Source organism: Pseudomonas sp. GW821-FHT12A04 (genome assembly GCF_058807755.1).
In genome coordinates this window covers 273,539-295,914 of record NZ_JBXAQZ010000006.1, presented here as the reverse complement: position 1 = coordinate 295,914, position 22,376 = coordinate 273,539, and the positions used below count along the sequence as shown (strand labels likewise).

The 22,376-nt window shown below is 59.9% G+C and carries 19 protein-coding genes and 5 tRNA genes; 9 read left to right on the top strand and 15 right to left on the bottom strand.

The genetic code is table 11. The annotated features are described in order from the left end of the window. The first annotated feature begins 75 nt into the window (after positions 1 to 75). Positions 76 to 966, top strand: coding sequence for a LysR family transcriptional regulator (locus AC1RS8_RS12345; protein WP_057715578.1), 891 nt, complete (start codon positions 76 to 78; stop codon positions 964 to 966). A 65-nt stretch (positions 967 to 1,031) separates the two neighbouring features. Continuing rightward, complete coding sequence (locus AC1RS8_RS12340) at positions 1,032 to 4,310, top strand: PAS domain S-box protein (RefSeq protein ID WP_057715579.1); 3,279 nt, start codon at positions 1,032 to 1,034, stop codon at positions 4,308 to 4,310. A gap of 46 nt (positions 4,311 to 4,356) precedes the next feature. Here the strand turns inward: AC1RS8_RS12340 and AC1RS8_RS12335 are convergent, their stop codons facing one another. From AC1RS8_RS12335 to gltX, 10 genes are all read right to left on the bottom strand, one after another. Further along, on the bottom strand, positions 4,357 to 4,803 hold the full coding sequence (locus AC1RS8_RS12335) for an Hsp20 family protein (RefSeq protein WP_057715580.1): 447 nt from the start codon (positions 4,801 to 4,803) through the stop codon (positions 4,357 to 4,359). A gap of 132 nt (positions 4,804 to 4,935) precedes the next feature. Beyond that, positions 4,936 to 5,895, bottom strand: coding sequence for a tRNA dihydrouridine synthase (locus tag AC1RS8_RS12330; RefSeq protein WP_489340138.1), 960 nt, complete (start codon positions 5,893 to 5,895; stop codon positions 4,936 to 4,938). 201 nt (positions 5,896 to 6,096) lie between these two features. Beyond that, complete coding sequence (locus AC1RS8_RS12325) at positions 6,097 to 6,534, bottom strand: acyl-CoA thioesterase (RefSeq protein WP_057715582.1); 438 nt, start codon at positions 6,532 to 6,534, stop codon at positions 6,097 to 6,099. 49 nt (positions 6,535 to 6,583) lie between these two features. Next, the gene (locus AC1RS8_RS12320; RefSeq protein ID WP_057715583.1) at positions 6,584 to 7,417 is read right to left on the bottom strand and encodes an alpha/beta fold hydrolase; all 834 of its coding nucleotides are present in this window, start codon (positions 7,415 to 7,417) and stop codon (positions 6,584 to 6,586) included. A 29-nt stretch (positions 7,418 to 7,446) separates the two neighbouring features. Then, the gene (locus AC1RS8_RS12315; protein ID WP_057715584.1) at positions 7,447 to 7,986 is read right to left on the bottom strand and encodes a TetR/AcrR family transcriptional regulator; all 540 of its coding nucleotides are present in this window, start codon (positions 7,984 to 7,986) and stop codon (positions 7,447 to 7,449) included. Positions 7,987 to 8,179: 193 nt separating this feature from the next. Next, positions 8,180 to 8,255 (bottom strand) — tRNA-Glu (locus AC1RS8_RS12310). A gap of 80 nt (positions 8,256 to 8,335) precedes the next feature. Further along, a tRNA-Ala gene (locus AC1RS8_RS12305) sits at positions 8,336 to 8,411 on the bottom strand. Between the two features lie 53 nt (positions 8,412 to 8,464). After that, positions 8,465 to 8,540 (bottom strand) — tRNA-Glu (locus tag AC1RS8_RS12300). A gap of 79 nt (positions 8,541 to 8,619) precedes the next feature. Continuing rightward, positions 8,620 to 8,695: transfer RNA gene (locus AC1RS8_RS12295), tRNA-Ala, on the bottom strand. Between the two features lie 203 nt (positions 8,696 to 8,898). Next, complete coding sequence (gene gltX / locus AC1RS8_RS12290) at positions 8,899 to 10,380, bottom strand: glutamate--tRNA ligase (RefSeq protein WP_090454210.1); 1,482 nt, start codon at positions 10,378 to 10,380, stop codon at positions 8,899 to 8,901. 230 nt (positions 10,381 to 10,610) lie between these two features. Between gltX and AC1RS8_RS12285 the strand changes: the two genes are divergently transcribed. Both AC1RS8_RS12285 and AC1RS8_RS12280 read left to right on the top strand, forming a co-directional pair. Then, on the top strand, positions 10,611 to 11,699 hold the full coding sequence (locus AC1RS8_RS12285) for an HlyD family secretion protein (RefSeq protein WP_057715586.1): 1,089 nt from the start codon (positions 10,611 to 10,613) through the stop codon (positions 11,697 to 11,699). After that, complete coding sequence (locus AC1RS8_RS12280) at positions 11,689 to 13,239, top strand: MDR family MFS transporter (RefSeq protein WP_489340137.1); 1,551 nt, start codon at positions 11,689 to 11,691, stop codon at positions 13,237 to 13,239. The genes AC1RS8_RS12285 and AC1RS8_RS12280 overlap by 11 nt, the downstream gene beginning before the upstream one ends. A gap of 117 nt (positions 13,240 to 13,356) precedes the next feature. On the opposite strand, the gene uvrB is transcribed toward AC1RS8_RS12280, so the two are convergent. Further along, positions 13,357 to 15,372: an excinuclease ABC subunit UvrB gene (uvrB, locus tag AC1RS8_RS12275; protein ID WP_057715588.1), complete on the bottom strand. Its 2,016-nt coding sequence runs from the start codon at positions 15,370 to 15,372 to the stop codon at positions 13,357 to 13,359. Between the two features lie 335 nt (positions 15,373 to 15,707). Between uvrB and AC1RS8_RS12270 the strand changes: the two genes are divergently transcribed. Beyond that, positions 15,708 to 16,904 carry an amino acid aminotransferase gene (locus tag AC1RS8_RS12270; RefSeq protein ID WP_057715589.1) on the top strand — a complete coding sequence of 399 codons (1,197 nt, stop codon included), beginning with the start codon at positions 15,708 to 15,710 and terminating at the stop codon, positions 16,902 to 16,904. A 237-nt stretch (positions 16,905 to 17,141) separates the two neighbouring features. Beyond that, positions 17,142 to 17,351, top strand: coding sequence for a hypothetical protein (locus AC1RS8_RS12265; RefSeq protein WP_057715590.1), 210 nt, complete (start codon positions 17,142 to 17,144; stop codon positions 17,349 to 17,351). Here the strand turns inward: AC1RS8_RS12265 and AC1RS8_RS12260 are convergent. After that, the gene (locus tag AC1RS8_RS12260) at positions 17,348 to 17,578 is read right to left on the bottom strand and encodes a hypothetical protein (protein ID WP_007978659.1); all 231 of its coding nucleotides are present in this window, start codon (positions 17,576 to 17,578) and stop codon (positions 17,348 to 17,350) included. The two genes, AC1RS8_RS12265 and AC1RS8_RS12260, sit on opposite strands and share 4 nt — an antisense overlap. Positions 17,579 to 17,805: 227 nt before the next feature. On the opposite strand from AC1RS8_RS12260, the gene AC1RS8_RS12255 reads away from it, so the two are divergent. Continuing rightward, a tRNA-Asn gene (locus AC1RS8_RS12255) sits at positions 17,806 to 17,881 on the top strand. Positions 17,882 to 18,015: 134 nt separating this feature from the next. Here AC1RS8_RS12255 and AC1RS8_RS12250 read toward each other — a convergent pair. Further along, positions 18,016 to 19,533 (bottom strand): nucleobase:cation symporter-2 family protein, encoded by a 1,518-nt coding sequence (locus tag AC1RS8_RS12250; RefSeq protein ID WP_489340136.1) that lies wholly within the window; start codon positions 19,531 to 19,533, stop codon positions 18,016 to 18,018. A gap of 254 nt (positions 19,534 to 19,787) precedes the next feature. Here AC1RS8_RS12250 and AC1RS8_RS12245 point away from each other — a divergent pair, with 254 nt between their 5' ends. Continuing rightward, positions 19,788 to 20,069: a BrnT family toxin gene (locus tag AC1RS8_RS12245; RefSeq protein ID WP_057715593.1), complete on the top strand. Its 282-nt coding sequence runs from the start codon at positions 19,788 to 19,790 to the stop codon at positions 20,067 to 20,069. A gap of 3 nt (positions 20,070 to 20,072) precedes the next feature. After that, positions 20,073 to 20,378: a BrnA antitoxin family protein gene (locus AC1RS8_RS12240; RefSeq protein ID WP_090454198.1), complete on the top strand. Its 306-nt coding sequence runs from the start codon at positions 20,073 to 20,075 to the stop codon at positions 20,376 to 20,378. A 55-nt stretch (positions 20,379 to 20,433) separates the two neighbouring features. Here the strand turns inward: AC1RS8_RS12240 and AC1RS8_RS12235 are convergent, their stop codons facing one another. Together AC1RS8_RS12235 and AC1RS8_RS12230 are read right to left on the bottom strand one after the other, a co-directional pair. Then, on the bottom strand, positions 20,434 to 21,264 hold the full coding sequence (locus AC1RS8_RS12235; protein ID WP_489340135.1) for an arylamine N-acetyltransferase family protein: 831 nt from the start codon (positions 21,262 to 21,264) through the stop codon (positions 20,434 to 20,436). A gap of 113 nt (positions 21,265 to 21,377) precedes the next feature. Beyond that, a complete protein-coding gene (locus tag AC1RS8_RS12230) occupies positions 21,378 to 22,172 on the bottom strand; it encodes an exodeoxyribonuclease III (protein ID WP_489340134.1) in 795 nt (264 codons plus the stop codon). Positions 22,173 to 22,376 lie beyond the last annotated feature (204 nt).

The window sequence follows — 22,376 nt, the reverse complement described above, 5'->3', positions numbered from 1 at the left end:
CTGATCCTATGGGGTTACATTAAATAACTCAAATTCATATTTTTTATGCTTTGGATAACCAACTGGAATGCAACTATGGACCTGGCCAACCTCAATGCCTTTATTGCCATCGCCGAGACCGGAAGCTTCTCCGGCGCCGGGGAACGGCTGCACCTGACCCAGCCGGCCATCAGCAAGCGCATCGCCGGGCTGGAGCAGCAATTGAAGGTGCGGTTGTTCGACCGTCTGGGTCGTGAAGTGGGCCTGACCGAGGCCGGGCGCGCCCTGCTGCCGCGGGCTTATCAGATTCTCAATGTCCTCGATGATACGCGCAGAGCCCTGACCAACCTCACCGGCGAGGTGACCGGCCGTCTGACCCTGGCCACCAGTCACCACATCGGCTTGCACCGTTTGCCGCCCTTGCTGAGGGAGTTCACCCGACTCTACCCACAAGTGGCGCTGGATATTCAGTTCCTCGATTCGGAAGTGGCCTACGAGGAAATTCTCCATGGCCGCGCCGAACTGGCGGTCATTACCCTGGCGCCAGAACCCCATGCGCTGGTCAAGGCCACCCCGGTATGGGACGACCCGCTGGATTTCGTGGTTGCCCCGGAGCATTCGTTGCTCAATAACGGCAAGGTCAGCCTGGCGGACATCGCCCGACACCCGGCGGTCTTCCCCGGTGGCAATACCTTTACCCACCACATTGTGCAGCGGCTGTTTGAAGCCCAGGGCCTGACGCCAAACATCGCCATGAGCACCAACTACCTGGAAACCATCAAGATGATGGTCTCGATCGGCCTGGCCTGGAGCGTTTTGCCGCGCACCATGCTCGATGACCAGGTGGCGCGCATACCTTTGCCGGGCATACAGCTCACTCGCCAGCTAGGCTATATCTTGCACACAGAAAGGACGCTGTCGAATGCTGCGCGGGCCTTCATGGCCTTGCTGGACGCTCAACTCGATCAGCCAGGGACTCAAGGCTAAGCTGTGCTAATCCTGTAGAGCCGCGAATTCCTGCCCCAAACGCCCATTCAGCCCAAGGCTTGCCAATGCCCAAATCTGTTGACCGTATTCCGCCAATGCCGCGTATACAGGCACTTGACCCGAAAAGCTCCGAACAGAGCTGGGAAAGTGCCCCGCAATTGTTGGCCGCGCTCAACGGCGCGCGCTTGGGTGCGTGGTATTGGGACATCGAGCGCGGAAAGATCAGTTGGTCCCGGGGCACGCAGGCGCTGTTCGGCTTCGATCCCCGCAAACCGTTGCCATCGGATCTGGAATACCTCGACTTGCTGCCTCCGGAGGATCGCGCGAAAACCGTTCGCGCGTTCCACGCAGTCATCGCTGGCGCACCGCTGGAGCAAGCGATGCATCACCGCATCCGCTGGCCCGATGGCAGCCTGCACTGGCTGGAAATCAGCGGCAGCCTGTTACCGGACAAGCACGGCCGGCCACGGATGATCGGTGTAATCCGCGAGATTACCCACCAGCGCCAGCGCGAACAGGCGTTGAGCAGCTCGGAAAAACGCTTCGCCACCCTGTTCCACCTGTGCCCCAACATGGTCCTGCTGACCCGCCAGGAAGACGGCCTGATCACCGAAGCCAACCAGTATTTCGAAAGCCTGTTCGGCTGGCCGGTGCAAAACGCGATCGGCCGCACCACCCTAGAACTGGGCCTGTGGGTGCATCCCGAACAACGGGCCGAACTGGTCAAGGCCACCAAAGCCAAAGGCGACCTGGTCAGCATGGAAGTGCAGTTTCGCGCCAGCAATGGCCAGGTCCACGACGGCATCCTCAGTGCGCAAAAGGTCGAGCTCGAAGGCCAGCCCTATCTACTGAGCACGTTCCTTGACACCACCGAGCGCAAAGTCGCCGAACAGGCCCTCAAGGACAGCCAGGAACGCCTCGACCTGGCACTGGACTCGGCGCAACTCGGCACCTGGGACTGGCACATTCCCAGCGGCATGCTCTACGGATCGGCACGGGCCGCCCAACTGCACGGTCTGGACGCCAAGCCCTTCCACGAGTCCTTCGACGAGTTCTTCGAAGGCGTACCCGGCGAAGAACGCGACACCATGCGCGACGCTTACCGCAGTCTGCGTGAAGGCCCGGCCGGCAACTATCAATTGACCTACCGCGTGCAATTGCCCGACGGCACCTCGCGCTATCTGGAAAGCCGTGCCCGCCTCTACCGCGATGACAACGGTGTGCCGGTGCGTATGGCCGGCACCTTGCTCGACATCACTGATCAGGTGGAGCGCGAACAACGGCTGGTGGCCTCCGAAGAGAAATTCGCCACGCTGTTCCAGGTCAGCCCCGATCCGATCTGCGTCACCCGCCAGGACTCCGGCCAGTTCATTGAAATCAACTCCAGCTTCACCCAGACCTTCGGCTGGAGCACCGCCGATGTGATCGGCCGCAGCGCCGACGAAATCGGCCTGTGGGACGCTTCGGCGAAAAGCCTGCGACGAATCGAACAAGTGATCCGCGAACAAGGCCTGAACAACGTGGCCATTCTGGTCCAGCACAAGGAAGGACAGACCCTGACTTGTGTGATTTCCAGCCGCCAGATCAGCGTCGGCGACCAGCCCTGCATCGTCACCACCCTGCGCGATATCACCCAGCAACAGCGCTCGGAAGCGGCGCTCAAGGCCAGTGAAGAGAAATTCGCCAAGGCCTTCCACTCCAGCCCCGACGCCATCACCATCACGGAGCGCGACACCGGACGCTATCTGGAGGTCAACGACGGCTTCTGCCGCCTGACCGGCTACCGCGCCGAGGAGGTGGTGGGCCGCACGGTGTACCAGGTCGGGATTTGGGCCGAAGAAAAACAACGCTCGGCGCTGCTGGCCGAATTGCAGATCAAGGGACGGGTTCATCACCAGGAAATGCTCGGGCGCAACAAGCGCGGCGAACTGCTCACCGTCGAAGTCTCGGTGGAACCGATCACCCTCAATGAAACCGCCTGCCTGCTGCTGACCGCGCGCGACGTCAGCCTGCTGAAAAACGCCGAAGCGCAGATCCGCCACCTGGCCTATCACGACCCACTGACCAACCTGCCCAACCGTGCCTTGCTGATGGACCGCCTGAGCCAGCAGATCGCCCTGCTCAAACGGCATAACCTGCGGGGCGCGCTGATGTTCCTCGACCTCGACCATTTCAAGCACATCAACGACTCCCTCGGGCACCCGGTGGGCGATACCGTGCTGAAAATCATCACCGCGCGCCTGGAGGCCAGCGTGCGCATGGAGGACACCGTTGCGCGCCTGGGCGGTGACGAATTCGTGGTACTGCTCAGCGGCCTCGAAGGCTCGCGCAGCGAGGTCAGTGAACAGGTTCGCGAAGTGGCCGACACCATCCGCGAGCTGCTGTCCGAACCGATGTTCCTCGACGGCCAGCGCCTGCAAGTGACACCCAGCATCGGCATTGCGCTGATCCCCGATCACGGCTCGACCCCGACCGACCTGCTCAAGCGCGCCGACATCGCGCTCTATCGCGCCAAGGACTCGGGTCGCAATACCACGCAGATGTACCACAACACCATGCAGAAGGCCGCGAGCGAACGCCTGCGCATGGAAACCGACCTGCGCCTGGCCCTTTCCCGGGGCGAGTTTCGCGTGCATTACCAACCCCAGGTCGACGCCCGGGGCGACCGCATCGTCGGTGCCGAGGCCCTGGTGCGCTGGAATCATCCGGAACTCGGCCCGCAGTCACCCGCCGAGTTCATCAAGGTGCTGGAAGACAGCGGACTGATTCTGGAGGTCGGCACCTGGATCCTCGACGAAGCCTGCCAGGCCTTCAAACGGTTGATCGACGACGGTCTGGTGAATCCGTATAAATTCAGCCTGTGCGTGAACATCAGCCCGCGCCAGTTCCGCCAGAACGATTTCGTCGAACGTGTCGAAAACAGCCTGAACACCTATGGCCTGCCCTGCTCTCTGTTGAAACTGGAAATCACCGAAGGCATCGTGATCCAGAACCTGGAAGACACCATCAGCAAAATGCGCCGTCTGAAAAAACTCGGTGTCAGCTTCGCCATGGACGACTTCGGCACTGGCTACTCCTCGCTGACCTACCTCAAGCGCTTGCCGGTCGACACCCTGAAAATCGACAAGTCATTCATCCGCGACGCCACCAGCGACCCGAACGACGCCGAGATCATCCGCGCCATCGTCGCCATGGCCCACAGCCTGGATTTGAAAGTGATAGCCGAAGGGGTCGAAACAGCGGAGCAGCTTGAGTTCCTGCAGGGGCTGGAGTGTCACTTCTACCAAGGGTATTTGCACAGCCTGCCGCTGCCGGTGGAGGAGTTTCAAAAACTGCTGAAGTGACAGGCACAAAAAAGGGCGCCAATGGCGCCCTTCTTCTTGCTCCGACTCAGTGTTGCAGAGCCGGCTTTTGCGTCCCGTTGATCGGGATGCGCTTGGCTTTCGCCTCTTCCGGAATCACCCGTAGCAGGTCGATGCTCAACAGACCGTTGCTCAGGCCGGCAGCCTTGATCTCGATGTGGTCCGCCAGACGGAAGGACAGCTTGAACGCACGCTGGGCAATGCCCTGATACAGATAAGTGACGTCTTCGTTCGCGTCGCGTTTACCGCCACTGATGGTCAGCACACCTTTCTCGACTTCGAGCTCCAGATCTTCTTCCTGGAAACCGGCCGCGGCAATTACGATGCGGTATTGATCGTCGCCGTGTTTCTCCACGTTATAGGGTGGATAGCTGCTGCCTGGCTCGTTGCGCAGGGCGGTCTCGAACAGGTCGTTGAAACGGTCGAAACCTACCGAGGAACGGAACAGTGGGGCCAAGGATAATGTAGTAGCCATGATGCAAATCTCCTGAAAACAATCAGCAAGGTTTTTTGTCTCCGCGACCCGAATTCGGCATCGCGTAATCCTTAAATAGGGACCGCTGATTGCATTTCAAGAGATTGTTTTCTGCTTTTTTTACAAAAAATTTCAGGCCGCTTCCGCCACCGGCAGCCCCAGCAAACGCGAGACGTTATCCGGCTCGGTCTCACGACGCAGCACGGTAAAGAGCTCTACCGCCTCGGGATAATTGCGGGTCAGCATCGCCAGCCATTGCTTCAGGCGGCCCGGCGACTGGCGTGGCGTCATTTGTGCCTTGGCTTGCAGCCAGAAGTCCTGGATCAGCGGCAACAACTCGGCCCAGGTCATCTCGACCACCTCTTCACCGGCCCGCGCCGCGGCGATCTGCCGGGCGAGATCCGGACGCGAAACCAGGCCGCGACCGAGCATGATGTCTTCCACGCCGCTGATCTCGCGGCAACGACGCCAGTCTTCGACGCTCCAGATGTCGCCATTGGCGAACACCGGCACCTTGACCACGTCCTGCACCCGCGGAATCCACTCCCAGTGTGCCGGCGGCTTGTAGCCGTCGACCTTGGTCCGCGCATGCACCACGATATGTTCGGCACCGCCTTCGGCCAGGGCCGTGGCACACACCAGCGAGCCGTCCGGGCTGTCGAAGCCCAGGCGCATCTTGGCGGTGACTGGAATGTGCGCGGGGACGGCACGACGGACGTGCTCGACGATCTGGTTGAGCAGCTCGGGTTCCTTGAGCAATACCGCACCACCACGGGATTTGTTGACGGTCTTGGCCGGACAGCCGAAGTTCAGGTCGATTACTTCGGAGCCCAGCTCACAAGCCAGCGCGGCATTTTCCGCCAGGCACACAGGATCGGAACCGAGCAGTTGCACACGCAGCGGCACACCGGAGGCCGTCCGGGCACCGTTGAGCAACTCCGGACCGAACTTGTGGAAATAGGCAGGCGTGAGCAACTGGTCGTTGACCCGAATGAACTCGGTCACGCACCAGTCAATACCACCCACACGGGTCAGCACATCGCGCAGGATGTCGTCGACCAACCCCTCCATGGGCGCCAAAGCAATTTGCATGAAAAACACACTCGAGGAAAAACGTGCGGCAGTTTACTGGATAATCGAGCGAAAGACTTGCGCATACCCTTGTGGCGAGGGGGCTTGCCCCCGTTGGGTCGCGAAGCGGCCCCGGCATTTCGTCAGATAAAATGCATCGACAGGTTTTGCGACTGCTTCGCAGCCGAACGGGGGCAAGCCCCCTCGCCACAAGAACCAGTGTCAGGCCGGGGTTTGCAACGCCGGGCCATAACCCTCGATGAACTCCGCCGGCATGCGCTTGGGCTTGCCCGTGGACAGTTCGATGCAGACGAAGGTGGTCTGCGCGCGCAATAGCGTGGTGTTGTCGCTGGGGCGGACCAACTGGAAGTGCCGGGTCATTTTAAGGCGCTGATCCCAATCGACGATCCAGGTCGCCAATTGCAACTCATCGTCCTCATAGGCTGCCGCCAGGTAATCGATCTCGTGCCGCACCACCGCCATCGCCCGGTCCAGCCGCCGATACTCGACCAGGTCCAGGCCAAGACGCTGGGAGTGGCGCCAGGCACAGCGTTCGAGCCAGGTCACGTAGACCGCGTTGTTCGCGTGCCCCAACCCGTCAATGTCCTCGGCGCTCACTTGCAGATCAATGATGAACGGCGTTTCCCGATCCCAGCCCATGCCCGACTCCCTGGTCAGATAATTTCGACCGGGGCAGTGTAACGGAAGCTCAGGCGGATTGGCGTGATTGCAGACTGCGCCCGGCCAGCAGTGATAACACGCCATCAATCACCCGAGGGTCGGCCAACACTCGCTGATGACCACCGTCTTTCAAACGCAACAAGCGGCTGTCGAACCAGGCTTCATGGATCAGCTGGGATTCCTTCACAGAGACAAAGTTGTCGTCTTCGGCGTGGACAATCAGGCCGGGCATGTCGAGTTGATAGTGCGCGACATCCAGCGTCGCGGCTCGCATGCCGACGTCTTGCTCGACCTGGCGAATGAACGCCGAACGGGCCTTCGGTGGCAGCCCGACATAACGGGCAAAACCACGCAACACACCAAGAATCCTCGCCGGGGCCGCAATGCTGACCAGGGTTTCGGTGCGCAGGCCCAACTGGACCGCGAGCATCGCACTGGCGCCGCCCATGGAGTGGCCGATGACCGCTTGCAGGGGTGGCAGTTCGGCGGCTGCTTCCAGCATGGCGCGGGCGAACAGCACCACATTCGCTTCACTGCCCGGTGAGCGACCGTGGGCCGGACCATCCAGGGCCACGACCGAGTAACCGGCATCGACCAGCGCGGTGATGAGGCTGGCAAACTGCGTCGGCCGCCCTTCCCAGCCATGCATCAGCAATACTGCCGGGCCCTGACCCCATCGCAAGGCCGAGAGACCGAAACGCAGGGTGACCCGCTCGGACTTGGCCAACAGTGGCAGCTCCCAGTCACGCAGCGGCAGATCCCGTGGCGTCATGAACGCCTGTCGCATTTTGCTTGCGACCAGTTTCGGGGCAAACCAGCCCAAGGTGCCATTAACGCCACGAACCCACTTTAACGTGCTCATCGCATTCTCCTCAGGCCGCAGCCTTCAGGTCAACGCACCGCCGATTTGGCGGCGCGCAGTAATCGATCGGACAACTCTCCTGGCCCCAGCGCCCGCGCCAGAGCCAGCCCACCCACCATCAAGGCCATGTCGGCTAGGGCTTTTTCGGTTTCTTCAGGGCTGGCCGCCAACTGCGCGACCATCAATTCCACATGCTCATTGAGCGCAACACGAAACGCTTCCGGCAGCCGCCCCAGTTCGCCGACCGATGCCGGGATCGGACAGGCCGATTCGGAGGAATCACGGTGCTTGCGCGACAGATAGAACGCCGCCACCAGCGCGCGGCGCTCTTCGCCGGTCAACTCCGCGTCCATGTCGGCAATCAAGTCACGGCGGTGACCGAGCAATTGCCTGAACGCCTCCAGCATCATCGCGTCCTTGCTTTCGAAGTGGGCGTAGAAGCCGCCGACCGTCAGGCCCGCCGCGCCCATCACTTCGCCCACGCTTGGCTCGGCCGGGCCGCGCTGAATCAGCGCTGCGCTGGCAGCCTTGAGGATGCGTTCGCGGGTTTGGGCTTTTTTATCGTTCATCGTTGCCTCCGAATATTACGATTGAAATATTATTCTCATAATAAATTTTAGCAAGTCATGGCCGTGACCGCTGGTCTGAAGAACAGTTTTTTTGGAAATTCTGGAAATGGAGGAATTTGGCCAAACGCCAGACAAACAAAAGGGCCATTCAATAATTGAATGACCCTTATAAATCCCGCAGAGCGGGTAATCGTGGCGTCCCCTAGGGGACTCGAACCCCTGTTACCGCCGTGAAAGGGCGGTGTCCTAGGCCACTAGACGAAGGGGACACAAACCCTTCTATACAACTGATCAGTGCTGAGTGCTGATCGATTCAAGGCCGGTGTGGCCAGACCTTGAACTGTAAAATTGGTGGAGCTAAGCGGGATCGAACCGCTGACCTCCTGCATGCCATGCAGGCGCTCTCCCAGCTGAGCTATAGCCCCGGATTTTTCGCCTCTCGGCGGAGCGACATCTTGCAACATCGCTTCTGTAAAACTGGCGTCCCCTAGGGGACTCGAACCCCTGTTACCGCCGTGAAAGGGCGGTGTCCTAGGCCACTAGACGAAGGGGACGCAAACCCTTCTATACAACTGATCAGTGCTGAGATCTGATCGCTTCAAGGCCGGTGTGGCCAGACCTTGAAGTGTAAATTGGTGGAGCTAGACGGGATCGAACCGTCGACCTCTTGCATGCCATGCAAGCGCTCTCCCAGCTGAGCTATAGCCCCTCATCGTTGATGTCATCGCTGAGGACGGGGCGAATCTTAAGGGCGTATCGAAAGCCTGTCAAACTTATTTTTCAAAAAAATTAAAATTTTTTGCCGACATAACAATCACTTACCGCCCTCCCCCCCGAAAAATCGGGGTCTGAGGACCACTGCGCGCCCAACGACGGGCACACACAATGGCCATCAGCCCTTCATCAAGCGTGTCAGGCAATCGCGCCCAACAGCTTTTCCCACTCCTTGTTTTCTTTCTTCGACACGCCGCCCAGCAGGTCAATAGCCTGGCGCAGACGGAAACGGGTCAGGTCCGGCCCGAGGATTTCCATCGCATCGAGCACCGACACCGAGCTGGCCTGGCCAGTGATCGCAGCGAACATCAGCGGCATGGCATCACGCAGCTTCAGCTCCAGGGATTCGACCACCGCCTGAATGGTCGCGGTGATGCTGTCCTTTTCCCACTGACGCAGGCTTTCGAGCTTCCACAGGATCAACTGCATCAACTGACGAACCTGATCACCCGACAGCTTCTTCGATTCGAACAACTTCGCATCCGGGTTCACGCCACCGGCAAAGAAGAACCCGGCCAGCGGTGCCACCTGGCTGAAGGTTTCGACCCGGCCCTGTACGTGCGGTGCGATCTTCATCATGTATTCGGAATTGAACGCCCACTTCTGCACGCGCGCGGCGAACTCTTCCACCGGCAGGTCGCGCAGCCACTGGCCGTTGAGCCACGACAGCTTCTCGATGTCGAAGATCGGCCCACCGAGGGACACGCGCTTGAGGTCGAAGTTGTCGACCATTTCCTGCAGCGAGAACTTCTCGCGCTCGTCCGGCATCGACCAGCCCATGCGACCCAGGTAGTTGAGCATCGCTTCCGGCATGAAGCCCATGCGCTCGTAGAACGTCACCGAGGTCGGGTTCTTGCGCTTGGACAGCTTGCTCTTGTCCGGGTTACGCAGCAGCGGCATGTAGCACAGCTCCGGCTGTTCCCAGCCGAAGTATTCGTAAAGCAGGATCAGCTTCGGTGCCGATGGCAGCCATTCTTCGCCACGCAATACGTGGGTGATGCCCATCAGGTGGTCGTCGACCACGTTGGCCAGGAAGTAGGTCGGCAGGCCGTCGGTCTTCATCAGGACTTGCATGTCCATACGGTCCCACGGGATTTCAACGTCGCCACGGAGCATGTCCGGCACCACGCAGACGCCTTCGCTCGGTACTTTCATGCGGATAACGTGGGGCTCGCCAGCGGCAAGGCGACGGGCGACCTCTTCCTTGGACAGCAGCAGCGCGCGGCCGTCATAACGCGGGGTTTCGCCGCGAGCCATCTGCTCGGCGCGCATCTGGTCCAGCTCTTCGGCGGTGCAGAAGCACGGGAAGGCATGGCCCATTTCGACCAGTTGCTGGCAATACTTCTGGTAAATGTCGCCGCGCTCGCTTTGACGGTACGGACCGTGCGGGCCGCCGACATCCGGGCCTTCGCTCCAGTCGATCCCGAGCCAGCGCAAGGCGTCGAAAATCTGCTGTTCGGACTCGCGGGTCGAACGCAGCTGGTCAGTGTCTTCGATCCGCAGGATGAACTCACCGCCGTGCTGCTTGGCAAAGCAGTAGTTGAACAAGGCGATATAGGCGGTACCTACGTGGGGATCCCCGGTAGGCGATGGCGCGATGCGAGTGCGGACGGTGGTCATGGCATGTCTCGAAAAGAATAAAAGCGAAGTTCAAACAAGGCGCGAATGGTAACAGGCGACACCCGCCCGGCTCCAGTGAACAGGGCATTTAAGCCAAGGTTGCGTCTGTAACGCCCGTATAGGGAGGTGAATGGCCGAAAATCAGCCGACAGCATTTACCGCTTATCGGCTGTATGCCAGATTTGCCCGCTGATAACTTCTCTTACAATTTCTCGACTACAGTTTGCCCCATGCCTGCCCAACTCAAGCGTCGCCTCTTCTCGTTCCTGCTGATTGTCCTGTTGGTTGCCGGGGGCCTGTTTGCCCATTGGCTCTTGAAGGGGCGCTTTTATGAAAGCACCGACAACGCTTATGTCCAGGGCGAGATCACCCGCGTGTCGAGCCAATTGGGCGCGCGTATCGATCAGGTGCTGGTGCAGGACAACCAGCATGTCGAGAAAGGCCAGTTGCTGGTCAAACTCGAAGGCGACGACTTCCGCCTCGCTGTCGACCGCGCCAATGCCGCCCTGGCCACCCGCCAGGCCGAACGCCTGCAAGCCCAGAGTAAACTGACCCAGCAGGCCAGCCTGATTGCCGCCAGTGAAGCGCAGGTCGCGTCCAGCCAGGCCAGCCTGGGTCGCTCGCAGATCGACCTGACCCGCGCCGAGACCTTGCGCAAACCCGGCTATATCTCGGAAGAACGGGTGACCACCCTCTCCGCCGACAACCACATCGCACGCTCGCAAGTGGCCAAGGCCCAGGCCGACGCGCAAAGCCAGCGCCAGCAGGTCAATGCGCTGAATGCAGAGATCAAACGCCTCGACGCGCAGATCGCCAACGCCAAAACCGACCTGGCCCAGGCCGAACTGAACCTGACCCGCAGCGAAATCCATGCCCCCATCAGCGGCCTGATCGGCCAGCGTGCAGCCCGCGAAGGCCAATATGTGCAGGCCGGCGCTTACCTGTTGTCGATCGTGCCGGACGAAGACATCTGGATTCAGGCCAATTTCAAGGAAACCCAGATTGGCCACATGCAACCCGGCCAGGAAGCCGAACTGACCTTCGACGCCTACAGCGACACCCCGATCAAAGCCCGGGTCGACAGCCTGTTCGCCGCCTCGGGCGCGCAGTTCAGCCTGTTGCCGCCGGACAATGCCACGGGCAACTTCACCAAAGTCGTACAACGGATTCCGGTCAAACTGACCTTCGCCGCGGACAATCCGCTACGCGGCAAGATCCGCCCGGGCATGTCGGTCACCGCCAAGGTGAACATCAAGGACACCCCTGAAGAAATCACCCCCAAAGTGAGCCACAAAGACGCCCCTGACGATGGCCGGTGATCAACTGATCCGCCCGGTCGGCGAACCGACCCGGCGGGACTGGATTGCGGTGATGAGCGTGATGCTCGGTGCGTTCATGGCGGTGCTGGACATCCAGATCACCAACTCCTCGCTCAAGGACATCCAGGGTGCACTGTCGGCGACCCTGGAAGAAGGTTCGTGGATTTCCACCTCGTACCTGGTGGCGGAAATCATCATGATCCCGCTCACCGCCTGGCTCGTGCAGCTGCTGTCGGCGCGGCGCCTGGCGGTGTGGGTGTCCCTCGGATTCCTGGTCGCGTCCCTGCTCTGCTCCATGGCGTGGAGCCTGGAAAGCATGATTGTGTTCCGCGCCCTGCAAGGCTTTACCGGTGGCGCGCTGATTCCGCTGGCGTTCACCCTGACCCTGATCAAGCTCCCGGAACACCACCGCGCCAAAGGCATGGCCATGTTCGCCATGACCGCCACCTTCGCGCCCTCCATCGGCCCGACCCTCGGCGGCTGGCTGACGGAAAACTGGGGCTGGGAATACATTTTCTACATCAACATCCCGCCTGGCCTGATCATGATCGCCGGCCTGATGTACGGCCTGGAGAAAAAAGCAGCCCACTGGGAATTGCTGAAAAGCACCGACTATGCCGGCATTCTCACCCTCGGCGTCGGGCTCGGTTGCTTGCAGGTGTTTCTGGAGGAAGGCCATCGCAAGGACTGGCTGGAATCGAGCCTGATCGTAACCCTGGGCAGCATCGCACTGGTCAGCCTGATCAGCTTTGTGATCGTGCAGACCTCCAAACCCAATCCGCTGATCAACCTCGGCATCCTGCGCAATCGCAACTTTGGCTTATCAAGCATTTCCAGTGTCGGGATGGGGGTCGGGCTGTACGGCTCGATCTACCTGTTGCCGCTGTACCTGGCGCAGATCCAGAACTACAACGCCCTGCAGATCGGCGAAGTGATCATGTGGATGGGCGTGCCACAGCTGTTTCTGATTCCGCTGGTGCCCAAGTTGATGAAATACGTCTCGCCCAAATGGCTGTGCACACTGGGCTTCGGGCTATTCGGGTTGGCGAGTTTCTCTTCGGGCGTGTTGAACCCGGACTTTGCCGGGCCGCAGTTCAATCAGATCCAGATCATCCGCGCCCTGGGCCAACCACTGATCATGGTCACCATCTCGCTGATCGCCACCGCTTACATCCTGCCCCAGGATGCGGGATCGGCCTCGAGCCTGTTCAACATCCTGCGCAACCTCGGCGGCGCCATCGGCATCGCCCTGCTCGCCACGCTGCTGGATGCGCGGACCAAGGTTTACTTTGATTACCTGCGTGAATCCATCGTGCCGAGCAATCCGCAGGTCGCTGAACGGATCGCCTCACTGGCTGACAGGCTGGGCAATGAAACGGCAGCCCTGGGCAAACTCAGCGAGATCGCCCACCAGCAGGCCTCGATCATGGCCTACAACGATGCGTTTCATTTTGTCGGGATTGCGTTGGGGATCAGCATGGTGGCGGTGTTGCTGACCAAGAAGTTGCCGGAGGGGTTGAAGGCTGGGGAAGCACACTAATTGATACTTGCAGCGCCCTGATCGGCCTCATCGCGAGCAAGCTCGCTCCCACAGGGATCACACCGAACCTTGTGGGAGCAAGCTTGCTCGCGATGAGGCCAGTTCAGACACTACAAATCAAACAGTAATCAACCGCTCGCGCAACTTGCCAATCTCATCGCGCATCTGCGCCGCCGCTTCAAACTCCAGATCGCGCGCCAACGCATACATCTTCTCTTCCAAGGCCTTGATACGCTTGGCGATCTCGCCCGGCGAGCGCAACTCCGCTTCGTATTTGGCGTTCTCTTCCGCAGCCTTGGCCATGCCCTTGCGCTTCTTGCTGCGCGAACCCGGCACGGTGGCGCCTTCCATGATGTCGGCGACGTCCTTGAACACACCTTTGGGGGTGATGCCGTTGGCCAGGTTGAAGGCGATCTGCTTGTCGCGACGGCGCTCGGTTTCGCCGATCGCGCGCTCCATGGAACCGGTAATCCGGTCGGCATACAGAATCGCCCGGCCATTGAGGTTACGTGCCGCACGCCCGATGGTCTGGATCAGTGAGCGCTCGGAACGCAGGAAACCTTCCTTGTCGGCATCGAGGATCGCCACCAGCGACACTTCCGGCATATCCAGGCCTTCGCGCAGCAGGTTGATCCCCACCAGCACATCGAAAGTACCCAGGCGCAGATCACGGATGATCTCGACCCGCTCCACGGTGTCGATGTCCGAGTGCAAATAGCGCACGCGCACACCGTGATCGGCCAAATAATCAGTCAAGTCTTCGGCCATGCGCTTGGTCAGTGTCGTGACCAGCACTCGCTCTTCCAGAGCGACGCGCTTGGTGATTTCCGACAGCAAGTCGTCGACCTGGGTCAGTGCCGGGCGAATCTCGATTTGTGGGTCCACCAGCCCGGTCGGGCGCACCACCATGTCAATGACGCGGCCAGCGTGTTCGGCTTCGTAGTTGCCCGGGGTCGCCGAGACGAAAATCGTCTGCGGGCTGATGCTTTCCCATTCATCGAAACGCATCGGCCGGTTATCCAGCGCTGAAGGCAAGCGGAAACCGTATTCCACCAGTGTCTCTTTACGCGAACGGTCGCCTTTGTACATCGCACCGACCTGCGGAACGCTGACGTGGGACTCGTCGATCACCAGCAAAGCATCGGCAGGCAGGTAATCGTAAAGGGTTGGTGGTGCCGCGCCGGCTTCGCGACCGGACAGATAGCGCGAGTAGTTTTCGATGCCGTTGCAATAACCCAGTTCGAGAATCATCTCCAGATCGAAACGGGTACGCTGCTCCAGGCGCTGGGCTTCAACCAGTTTGTTGTTGGAGCGCAGGTATTCCAGACGCTCCTGCAACTCGACCTTGATGCCCTCGACCGCGCCCATCAGGGTTTCCCGTGGCGTCACGTAGTGGCTCTTCGGGTAGAAGGTGAAGCGCGGCAGTTTGCGAATGACTTCACCGGTGAGCGGATCGAACGCCGACAGGCTTTCCACTTCATCGTCAAAGAGCTCGATGCGGATCGCCTCGAAGTCGGATTCCGCCGGGTGGATATCGATCACATCGCCACGCACGCGGAAGGTCGCACGGGCAAAATCCATGTCATTGCGGGTGTATTGCAGGTCAGCCAGGCGTCGCAGCAATTCGCGCTGGTCGAGCCGGTCGCCGCGATCCACGTGCAACACCATCTTCAGATAGGTTTCCGGGCTGCCCAGACCGTAGATGCACGACACCGTGGTGACGATGATCGCGTCCTTGCGCTCGAGCAATGCCTTGGTCGCCGACAAACGCATCTGCTCGATGTGGTCGTTGATCGATGCATCCTTCTCGATGAAGGTGTCCGAGGACGGCACGTAGGCTTCAGGCTGGTAGTAGTCGTAGTAGGAAACGAAATACTCCACCGCGTTGTTCGGGAAGAACGCCTTGAACTCTCCGTACAACTGCGCCGCCAGGGTCTTGTTCGGCGCCAGCACCAGGGTCGGGCGCTGCACCTGGGCGATCACATTGGCGATGCTGAACGTCTTGCCCGAGCCGGTCACACCGAGCAGCGTCTGGTGCGCCAGCCCGGCTTCGATGCCCTCGACCATCAGGCGGATGGCTTCCGGCTGATCGCCGGCGGGCTCGAAACGGGTGACTAGCTGGAATTCAGACATGAAATACCTCTGGATCACTCTTGCCGGCAAAACCGGCACGAACGAGAAAGACCGCAAACGACCGATGTCGCCCGAAGAAAAAACTGGATTGTGCTCAATGTGGAGCCGATTGCCAGCGCTTTCAAGGCAAACGTCCTACATCGCGCAAAACCATTGCCGACGCCTTTCGACTAACGGTCGCAAAATAATCGGAAAAACTTACCTTAAAAGCCGAATAGCCTGTCGCCATTGATCGCGGATGGCCTCTATACTAGCTCCCCGTTTGTGCACCGCTCTAGTGCATTCGGCTGGAGCGCGACACGTCCCTCCACACTCCATTCAGAGCCGCCGCAATAATGAGCCTGTTCTCCGCTGTCGAAATGGCACCACGCGATCCAATCCTGGGCCTCAACGAAGCATTCAACGCCGATACCCGGACCAACAAAGTCAACCTGGGGGTCGGTGTTTACTGCAACGAGGAGGGGCGAATTCCACTCCTGCGCGCCGTTGTCGAAGCCGAAACCATTCGCGCCGCTCAACACGTTTCCCGTGGCTACCTGCCAATCGACGGTATCGCCGCCTACGACCAGGCTGTGCAAAAGCTGCTGTTCGGCAATGATTCGCCACTGATCGCTGCCGGCCGTGTAATCACCACCCAGGCCGTTGGCGGTACTGGCGCACTGAAAATCGGTGCCGACTTCCTCAAGCAACTGCTGCCGAACGCCGTTGTGGCGATCAGCGACCCGAGCTGGGAAAACCACCGCGCGCTGTTCGAAACCGCCGGTTTCCCGGTGCAGAACTACCGTTACTACGACGCCGCGACCCACGACGTGAACCGTACCGGCATGCTGGAAGACCTGAACGCGCTGCCAAACGGCTCGATCATTGTGCTGCATGCCTGCTGCCATAACCCGACCGGCGTGGACCTGAGCCCGGCGGACTGGAAAAACGTCCTGGACGTGGTCAAAGCCAAAGGCCACGTGCCGTTCCTCGACATGGCCTACCAGGGCTTCGGCGATGGCATCGACGAAGACGCCGCTGCCGTACGCCTGTTTGCCGAGTCGGGCCTGACTTTCTTCGCCTCCAGCTCCTTCTCCAAGTCGTTCTCGCTGTACGGCGAGCGCGTGGGTGCCCTGTCGATCGTCAGCGAATCGAAAGAAGAAAGCGCGCGCGTGTTGTCGCAAGTCAAACGCGTGATCCGCACCAACTACTCCAACCCGCCGACCCACGGTGCCAGCGTTGTCGCTGCAGTGCTGAACAGCCCGGAACTGCGCGCCCAGTGGGAAGCCGAACTGGCCGAAATGCGCCTGCGCATTCGTGGCATGCGTACCCAGATGGTCGACCTGCTGGCACAAAAAGCGCCTCAGCGCGATTTCAGCTTCGTCGGTCGTCAGTGCGGCATGTTCTCCTACTCCGGCCTGACGGTTGAGCAAGTTCACCGCCTGCGCAACGAGTTCGGCATCTACGCCCTGGACACCGGCCGCATCTGCGTGGCCGCGTTGAACCAGAGCAACATCAAGGTTGTGACGGACGCTATCGTCCAAGTCATCTGATGACACCTTGAAATGAAAAACGGGAAGCCATGGTGCTTCCCGTTTTTTATTTGTCACAGATAATTTTCGGCAACTAGAGCGAGCCCTCTAAACTGCACACAACTATCCACTGTGGGAGCGAGCTTGCTCGCGATAGCGATTGTCCTGCCAACATCAATGTTGAATGTGATGCCCTCATCGCGAGCAAGCTCGCTCCCACAGGTTTGAATACACCCTGGAATTTCTGCGAGAACCCATATGAAAAACGACGACCTGCGCGCCGACCGCGATGACCTGGATGACCTGGATCACTTCACCCCACGCGCCCCGGCAAAACGCGGCAACAACCTGGTGATGCAAGTGGCCGCCGGTGTGTTTCTCGGCGGCCTGGCCCTATGGCTGGTGCAATTGGGTGCCACGGCGCTCTACGCCAAACTGATGCTTGGCACGATTACCTTCGGCGGTTAAGCCAGTTCGGTCGCGCGCTGGCTGGCAGCGTCGTCGTAGGCGACATACAGCGATTCAGCGACCTGACTCTTGATCGCTTTAGTGCTTTCCAGGCCCAGGACAAAACCTTCGGCCTTGCCGCCAGCACGGTTCAATGCTTCAGCGGTGCCGGCCTGAGTGATGGCGTCGAACAACTTTTCGGCGTGGGGGCCGACACCTTTGGGCAGGCTGATCTGAGAGATGCTCATGGGTGCATCCCGTGGCGTCGAGGTGTGAGGGTCAAATGATTCATGGCGCGTACCTTTTCGGCGAATGGCCGGCAGCGCGTGTCACCACTTCCGGGCAGCCATGGTAGACCTCTGGGGCGATCCTGGTAACCGCCAATCGCCGCTAAACCACCGCCCGTCCCGATGATTCGCTCAAATTGTTATTCGGTGCTTGACTTCTCTTTTTGAATCAGTAAGATACGCGCCATTCCGCGATAGCTCAGTTGGTAGAGCAAGTGACTGTTAATCACTGGGTCCCTGGTTCGAGTCCAGGTCGTGGAGCCAGACAGCAACATCGAAAAGCCCCTGAATCGAAAGATCCAGGGGCTTTTTTGTGGTCGATTGAAAAGCCAACGCCTGAAAAGCAAAAAGCCGATCTGTCTATTCGACAGATCGGCTTTTTTCAGTTGCCGTGAACGTCAGACATGCTCACTGCTTTTCGTGTGCACCGCCCGTGGTTCTGCCACGCCATGTTCCGATTCCAGCACCGGAATCTCCTTGCCGTCGCAATCATGCAGTTTACCGTCGCTGAAGTAGTCCCCTTCACGCAACGCCGCCAGATCCTGATAACGCAACACCCGCTCGGTACCGGCCGCAAACACCGATTGCTGGTCGGAGTTACCGGCAGTCAGATGGTTGAAGGTCAGGTTCAGCACGATGGCCATGATTGCCGAAGAACTGATGCCCGAATGGAAAATGGTCGCAAACCAGCTCGGGAAGTGATCGTAGAAGCTAGGTGCCGCGATCGGGATCATGCCGAAGCCAATCGAGGTCGCGACGATGATCAGGTTGACGTTGTTGCGGTAGTCGACCTTGGACAAGGTCCGAATGCCGCTGGCCGCGACGGTACCGAACAGCACGATGCCAGCGCCACCCAATACGGAGGTCGGTACGGCGGCGATGACCCGGCCCATGAAGGGCAGCAGACCGAGGATCACCAGGAACAGACCGCCGGTTGCCACCACGTAGCGGCTCTTGATGCCGGTGACCGCCACCAGACCGACGTTCTGGGCGAAGGCGCTCTGGGTGAAGGAACCGAAGATCGGCGCGAACATGCTCGACAGCATGTCGGCGCGCAGACCGTTGCCCAGGCGCTTGGAGTCAACTTTGGTGCCGATGATCTCGCCGACGGCCAGAATGTCCGCCGAGGTCTCCACCAGCGTCACCATCACCACGATGCACATCGACAGGATCGCAGCAAAGTGAAAGGTCGGCATGCCGAAGTGGAACGGCGTCGGGAAGCCGAACATCGGGCCCTGGGTTACGGACGAGAAATCCGCCATGCCAAGGAACACCGCGATCACCGTACCAATGACCATGGCCAACAGAATCGACAGGCGAGAGATGGTCGCACTGCCGATTTTGCTCAGCAGCAGTACCAGCACCAGCGTTACCGCCGCCAGACCGATGTTCGCCATGCTGCCGAAGTCCGGCGCATGGCTGTTGCCGCCCATTGCCCAGCGCGCGGCTACCGGCATCAGCGTCAGGCCGATGGTGGTAATCACGATGCCGGTCACCAGCGGCGGGAAAAACTTGGTGATACGCGAGAACACCGGGGTTATCAGTAACCCGATCAGGGACGCCGCTATCACCGCCCCCAGCACCGATTGAAACCCGCCCTCCCCGCCACTGCTGACAATCGCCACCATGGTCGCGACGCCGGAGAAGGATACGCCCTGCACCAGCGGCAATTGACAACCAAAAAACGGTAAACCCAGGGTTTGCAGCAGCGTTGCCAGCCCCCCCGCAAACAATGAAGCAGCAATCAACAAACCGATGTCCGCCGGCGAGAGCCCGGCCGCCTGGCCGATGATCAATGGCACCGCGACGATACCGCCATACATGGTCAGAACATGTTGCAGGCCATAAGCCATATTCGCGCCGATCCCAAGATTTTCGTCCTCGGGCCGTTGGTGTGAAACATGGGGCGTTTTCATGGAGGGGGTTCCCTGGTTTTTGTTATGCGCACACTGTATGCAAGACATAGGACAAATGTCTATAGAGTTGTATACAACTTATCAGTCACAAAATGGATACTTGTCCATTTCCGCCTGACACCCACCCTCCTGGCCACGCCAAAAACCTTGAAATACATCCCTCGCCGCCCGCACCCGCGTGCTGACTAGCCTTTTGAATTCCTGGCGACCATCGGTAAGGCCCGCCTCTTCTATATACATATAAAGTATGCATAATGAAGTCATTCGAAATTCAGTTCCACAAGGCCAAGAACGCAGCCAACAAACTCAAGCACCAAGGCATCAGCCTCGCAGAGACTGAACCGGTATTCCATGACGAGCGAGCGCTGACCATCGAGGACAACCACCATGATGAACAACGCTGGATCACCCTGGGGCTGGACGCCAAAGGCCGGTTGCTGGTTGTCGTGTACACCCACCGTGATCCGAATTTCGTTCGAATCATTTCCGCGCGCATCGCCACCAAAAGCGAGCGTCGTCAGTACCTGGAGGCATGACCGGTGAAAGACGAATACGATTTCAGTAACGCCAGGCGGGGGGCCGTGGCGCCTGCCAAAGGCAAGACCCGCATTACCATCATGCTCGATGACGCAGTCATCGAAGCGGCCCGCGCACTGGCAGAACACGAGGGGTACGGCTACCAGACGGTGATCAACAATACCTTGCGCCGAGCCCTGCTCAACGAAGGCAAGAGCGCACACCTGAAACAAACCCTCACCCCTGCCGAACTCAAGGGGCTGGAGCAGAAACTGGCAGAGGCCTTGCGCGAAATCCAACGGGTGATGGAGCCGGGTGTTCGGCCCTGAAACACAAAGGGCCGATCAATCGGCTCAGCTCTGTGCGATGTCCAGGATCAGCCTGTTACTGCGGTGCTGCGATCAATCGTTTCAGAGTCCGTGCCAATTGCGCCTGTTCCGGTACGCGAATGCCGAACTCGCTGCCCAGCAGGCCAATCAGTTCCTGAACATCCGTCACCTCCCGCCGCTCGCTGTCATGGCCAATCCGGTGAATCGCGAAGCTGCCATTGTTGAGCGTGCGTCGCCACCCCTCCCCGGTGCGTGCCACCATCAACTGCTTGACGAAAGACGACTCGGGGTGGGTCGAGACGTACCAGTTGCCCACAGCAAAATCGATATCTTCCTGGCGTTGCAGGTCGAAGATGTACATCGCTCGCCATTCACCCGCAACGTTGGCGCGCAGGGTAAAGCCGTCGACGTGCAGATCGATGCGATACGACTCGTGCGGGGTTGGTTGTTCGGCGCGGGTATCAAGCAACAGGGGCGCGGTCGGTACCATGCCGCCGAAGCCGACGTCGGTGATGTAGCGCACGTCATTGATGATGACCAGGCTCAGGCGGTGGGTCCGGGCAGTCCAGGAGCCCTCCGGCTGCCCCATCACCACCCGGCCGCTGATGGCACGGGCGTCGAAACCCAATTCCTGTAGCAAGGCCAGGAACAGGTTGTTGAGTTCGTAGCAGTAACCGCCACGACCTTCGTGCAAGACCTTCTGCTCTATGGACGGCAAGTCGATCAGCACCGGCTCGCCGGATAATGTGGTGAGGTTTTCAAACGGGAAAACGCCGGTATGGCGCAATTGCAGCTGGCGCAAGGTTTCCAGGGTCGGTGCTGGAGGTGCATCGAAGCCCAGGCGTTCCAGATACAAAGCACGGTCGGTCAGGCGTGGCTCGCTCATCGTTCAGTCCTTTTGCACGCAGCGGCGGATTGCTCCGCCAGTGGTCGCTATGTATACGGGATCAAGCATTGCCGCCGACAATTGATTTAGCCAATCACCCGGCATGAAAACACTCAACGCCGCTTGTGCGAGCCCAATTGAATCCAGGTCGGCGCGTGGTCGCTGGCATGGGGCTCGTTACGCACCCACGCATCCACCCCGGCGTCTTGCAGATACGGACTCAGGGCCGGGTTGAGCAGCAGATGGTCAATGCGCAGCCCCGAGTTTTTCTGCCAGTGCTGACGGAAATAATCCCAGAACGTGTAGAGCCGATCCTGTGGATGCAAGTGCCGCAATGAATCGGTCCAGCCCTGGTCCAGCAACCGCTGGTAGCACTCGCGACTTTCCGGTTGCAGCAAGGCGTCCTTGAGCCAGGAGCGCGGGTTGTAGATGTCCAGGTCGGTGGGCACCACGTTGTAGTCCCCCGCCAGCACCACCGGATGTTCGCAGCCTTCAAGCGTCTGCGCGTAATGGATAAGCCGTTCGAACCACGCCAGCTTGTAATCGAATTTCGGCCCCGGTTGCGGGTTGCCGTTGGGCAAATACAGGCAACCCACCAGAACCCCGTGGACAGCGGCTTCCAGATAGCGACTATGGTTGTCACTGTCATCGCCGGGTAACCCGCGTCGGCTTTCCAGCGGCTGCGCATCCCGCGCCAGGATCGCCACGCCGTTCCAGGACGCCTGACCCTGCCAGATGGCGCCGTAGCCGGCCGCTTCAAGCTCAGCCGCCGGGAATGCGCTGTCCACTGCCTTCAATTCCTGCAGGCAGGCGATATCCGGTTTTTCCCGCTCAAGCCAGGCCAACAGATTCGGCAGGCGTGCGCGCAGGCCATTGACGTTGAACGTGGCGATCCGCAACTTTTTCATGAACGGACACTCCTGAGGACGAGGTGCCTGACGTGTGACACCGGCAGGTTTCGCAGGTTGCGTCAGCGGTCCCGGGGCGGCAGCACCTTGAGCGCAAGCTGGTCGATCATAGGCCTTGCTCACGCTGAGAGCTGTGTGGGAGCGAGCTTGCTCGCGATGGCGCCGTATCAGTGGCCAACCATTTGCCTGACCTGTCGCATTCGC

What these genes read in the sequence shown, in the direction of transcription:
- AC1RS8_RS12285 (WP_057715586.1), top strand. Translation starts at nt 10,611, where the DNA reads ATGCCTGCCCAACTCAAGCGTCGCCTCTTCTCGTTCCTGCTGATTGTC.
- gltX (WP_090454210.1), bottom strand. Translation starts at nt 10,380, where the DNA reads ATGACCACCGTCCGCACTCGCATCGCGCCATCGCCTACCGGGGATCCC.
- AC1RS8_RS12265 (WP_057715590.1), top strand. Translation starts at nt 17,142, where the DNA reads ATGAAAAACGACGACCTGCGCGCCGACCGCGATGACCTGGATGACCTG.
- AC1RS8_RS12270 (WP_057715589.1), top strand. Translation starts at nt 15,708, where the DNA reads ATGAGCCTGTTCTCCGCTGTCGAAATGGCACCACGCGATCCAATCCTG.
- AC1RS8_RS12250 (WP_489340136.1), bottom strand. Translation starts at nt 19,533, where the DNA reads ATGAAAACGCCCCATGTTTCACACCAACGGCCCGAGGACGAAAATCTT.
- AC1RS8_RS12260 (WP_007978659.1), bottom strand. Translation starts at nt 17,578, where the DNA reads ATGAGCATCTCTCAGATCAGCCTGCCCAAAGGTGTCGGCCCCCACGCC.
- AC1RS8_RS12230 (WP_489340134.1), bottom strand. Translation starts at nt 22,172, where the DNA reads ATGAAAAAGTTGCGGATCGCCACGTTCAACGTCAATGGCCTGCGCGCA.
- AC1RS8_RS12340 (WP_057715579.1), top strand. Translation starts at nt 1,032, where the DNA reads ATGCCCAAATCTGTTGACCGTATTCCGCCAATGCCGCGTATACAGGCA.
- uvrB (WP_057715588.1), bottom strand. Translation starts at nt 15,372, where the DNA reads ATGTCTGAATTCCAGCTAGTCACCCGTTTCGAGCCCGCCGGCGATCAG.
- AC1RS8_RS12315 (WP_057715584.1), bottom strand. Translation starts at nt 7,986, where the DNA reads ATGAACGATAAAAAAGCCCAAACCCGCGAACGCATCCTCAAGGCTGCC.
- AC1RS8_RS12330 (WP_489340138.1), bottom strand. Translation starts at nt 5,895, where the DNA reads ATGCAAATTGCTTTGGCGCCCATGGAGGGGTTGGTCGACGACATCCTG.
- AC1RS8_RS12325 (WP_057715582.1), bottom strand. Translation starts at nt 6,534, where the DNA reads ATGGGCTGGGATCGGGAAACGCCGTTCATCATTGATCTGCAAGTGAGC.
- AC1RS8_RS12235 (WP_489340135.1), bottom strand. Translation starts at nt 21,264, where the DNA reads ATGAGCGAGCCACGCCTGACCGACCGTGCTTTGTATCTGGAACGCCTG.
- AC1RS8_RS12280 (WP_489340137.1), top strand. Translation starts at nt 11,689, where the DNA reads ATGGCCGGTGATCAACTGATCCGCCCGGTCGGCGAACCGACCCGGCGG.
- AC1RS8_RS12345 (WP_057715578.1), top strand. Translation starts at nt 76, where the DNA reads ATGGACCTGGCCAACCTCAATGCCTTTATTGCCATCGCCGAGACCGGA.
- AC1RS8_RS12335 (WP_057715580.1), bottom strand. Translation starts at nt 4,803, where the DNA reads ATGGCTACTACATTATCCTTGGCCCCACTGTTCCGTTCCTCGGTAGGT.
- AC1RS8_RS12245 (WP_057715593.1), top strand. Translation starts at nt 19,788, where the DNA reads ATGAAGTCATTCGAAATTCAGTTCCACAAGGCCAAGAACGCAGCCAAC.
- AC1RS8_RS12320 (WP_057715583.1), bottom strand. Translation starts at nt 7,417, where the DNA reads ATGAGCACGTTAAAGTGGGTTCGTGGCGTTAATGGCACCTTGGGCTGG.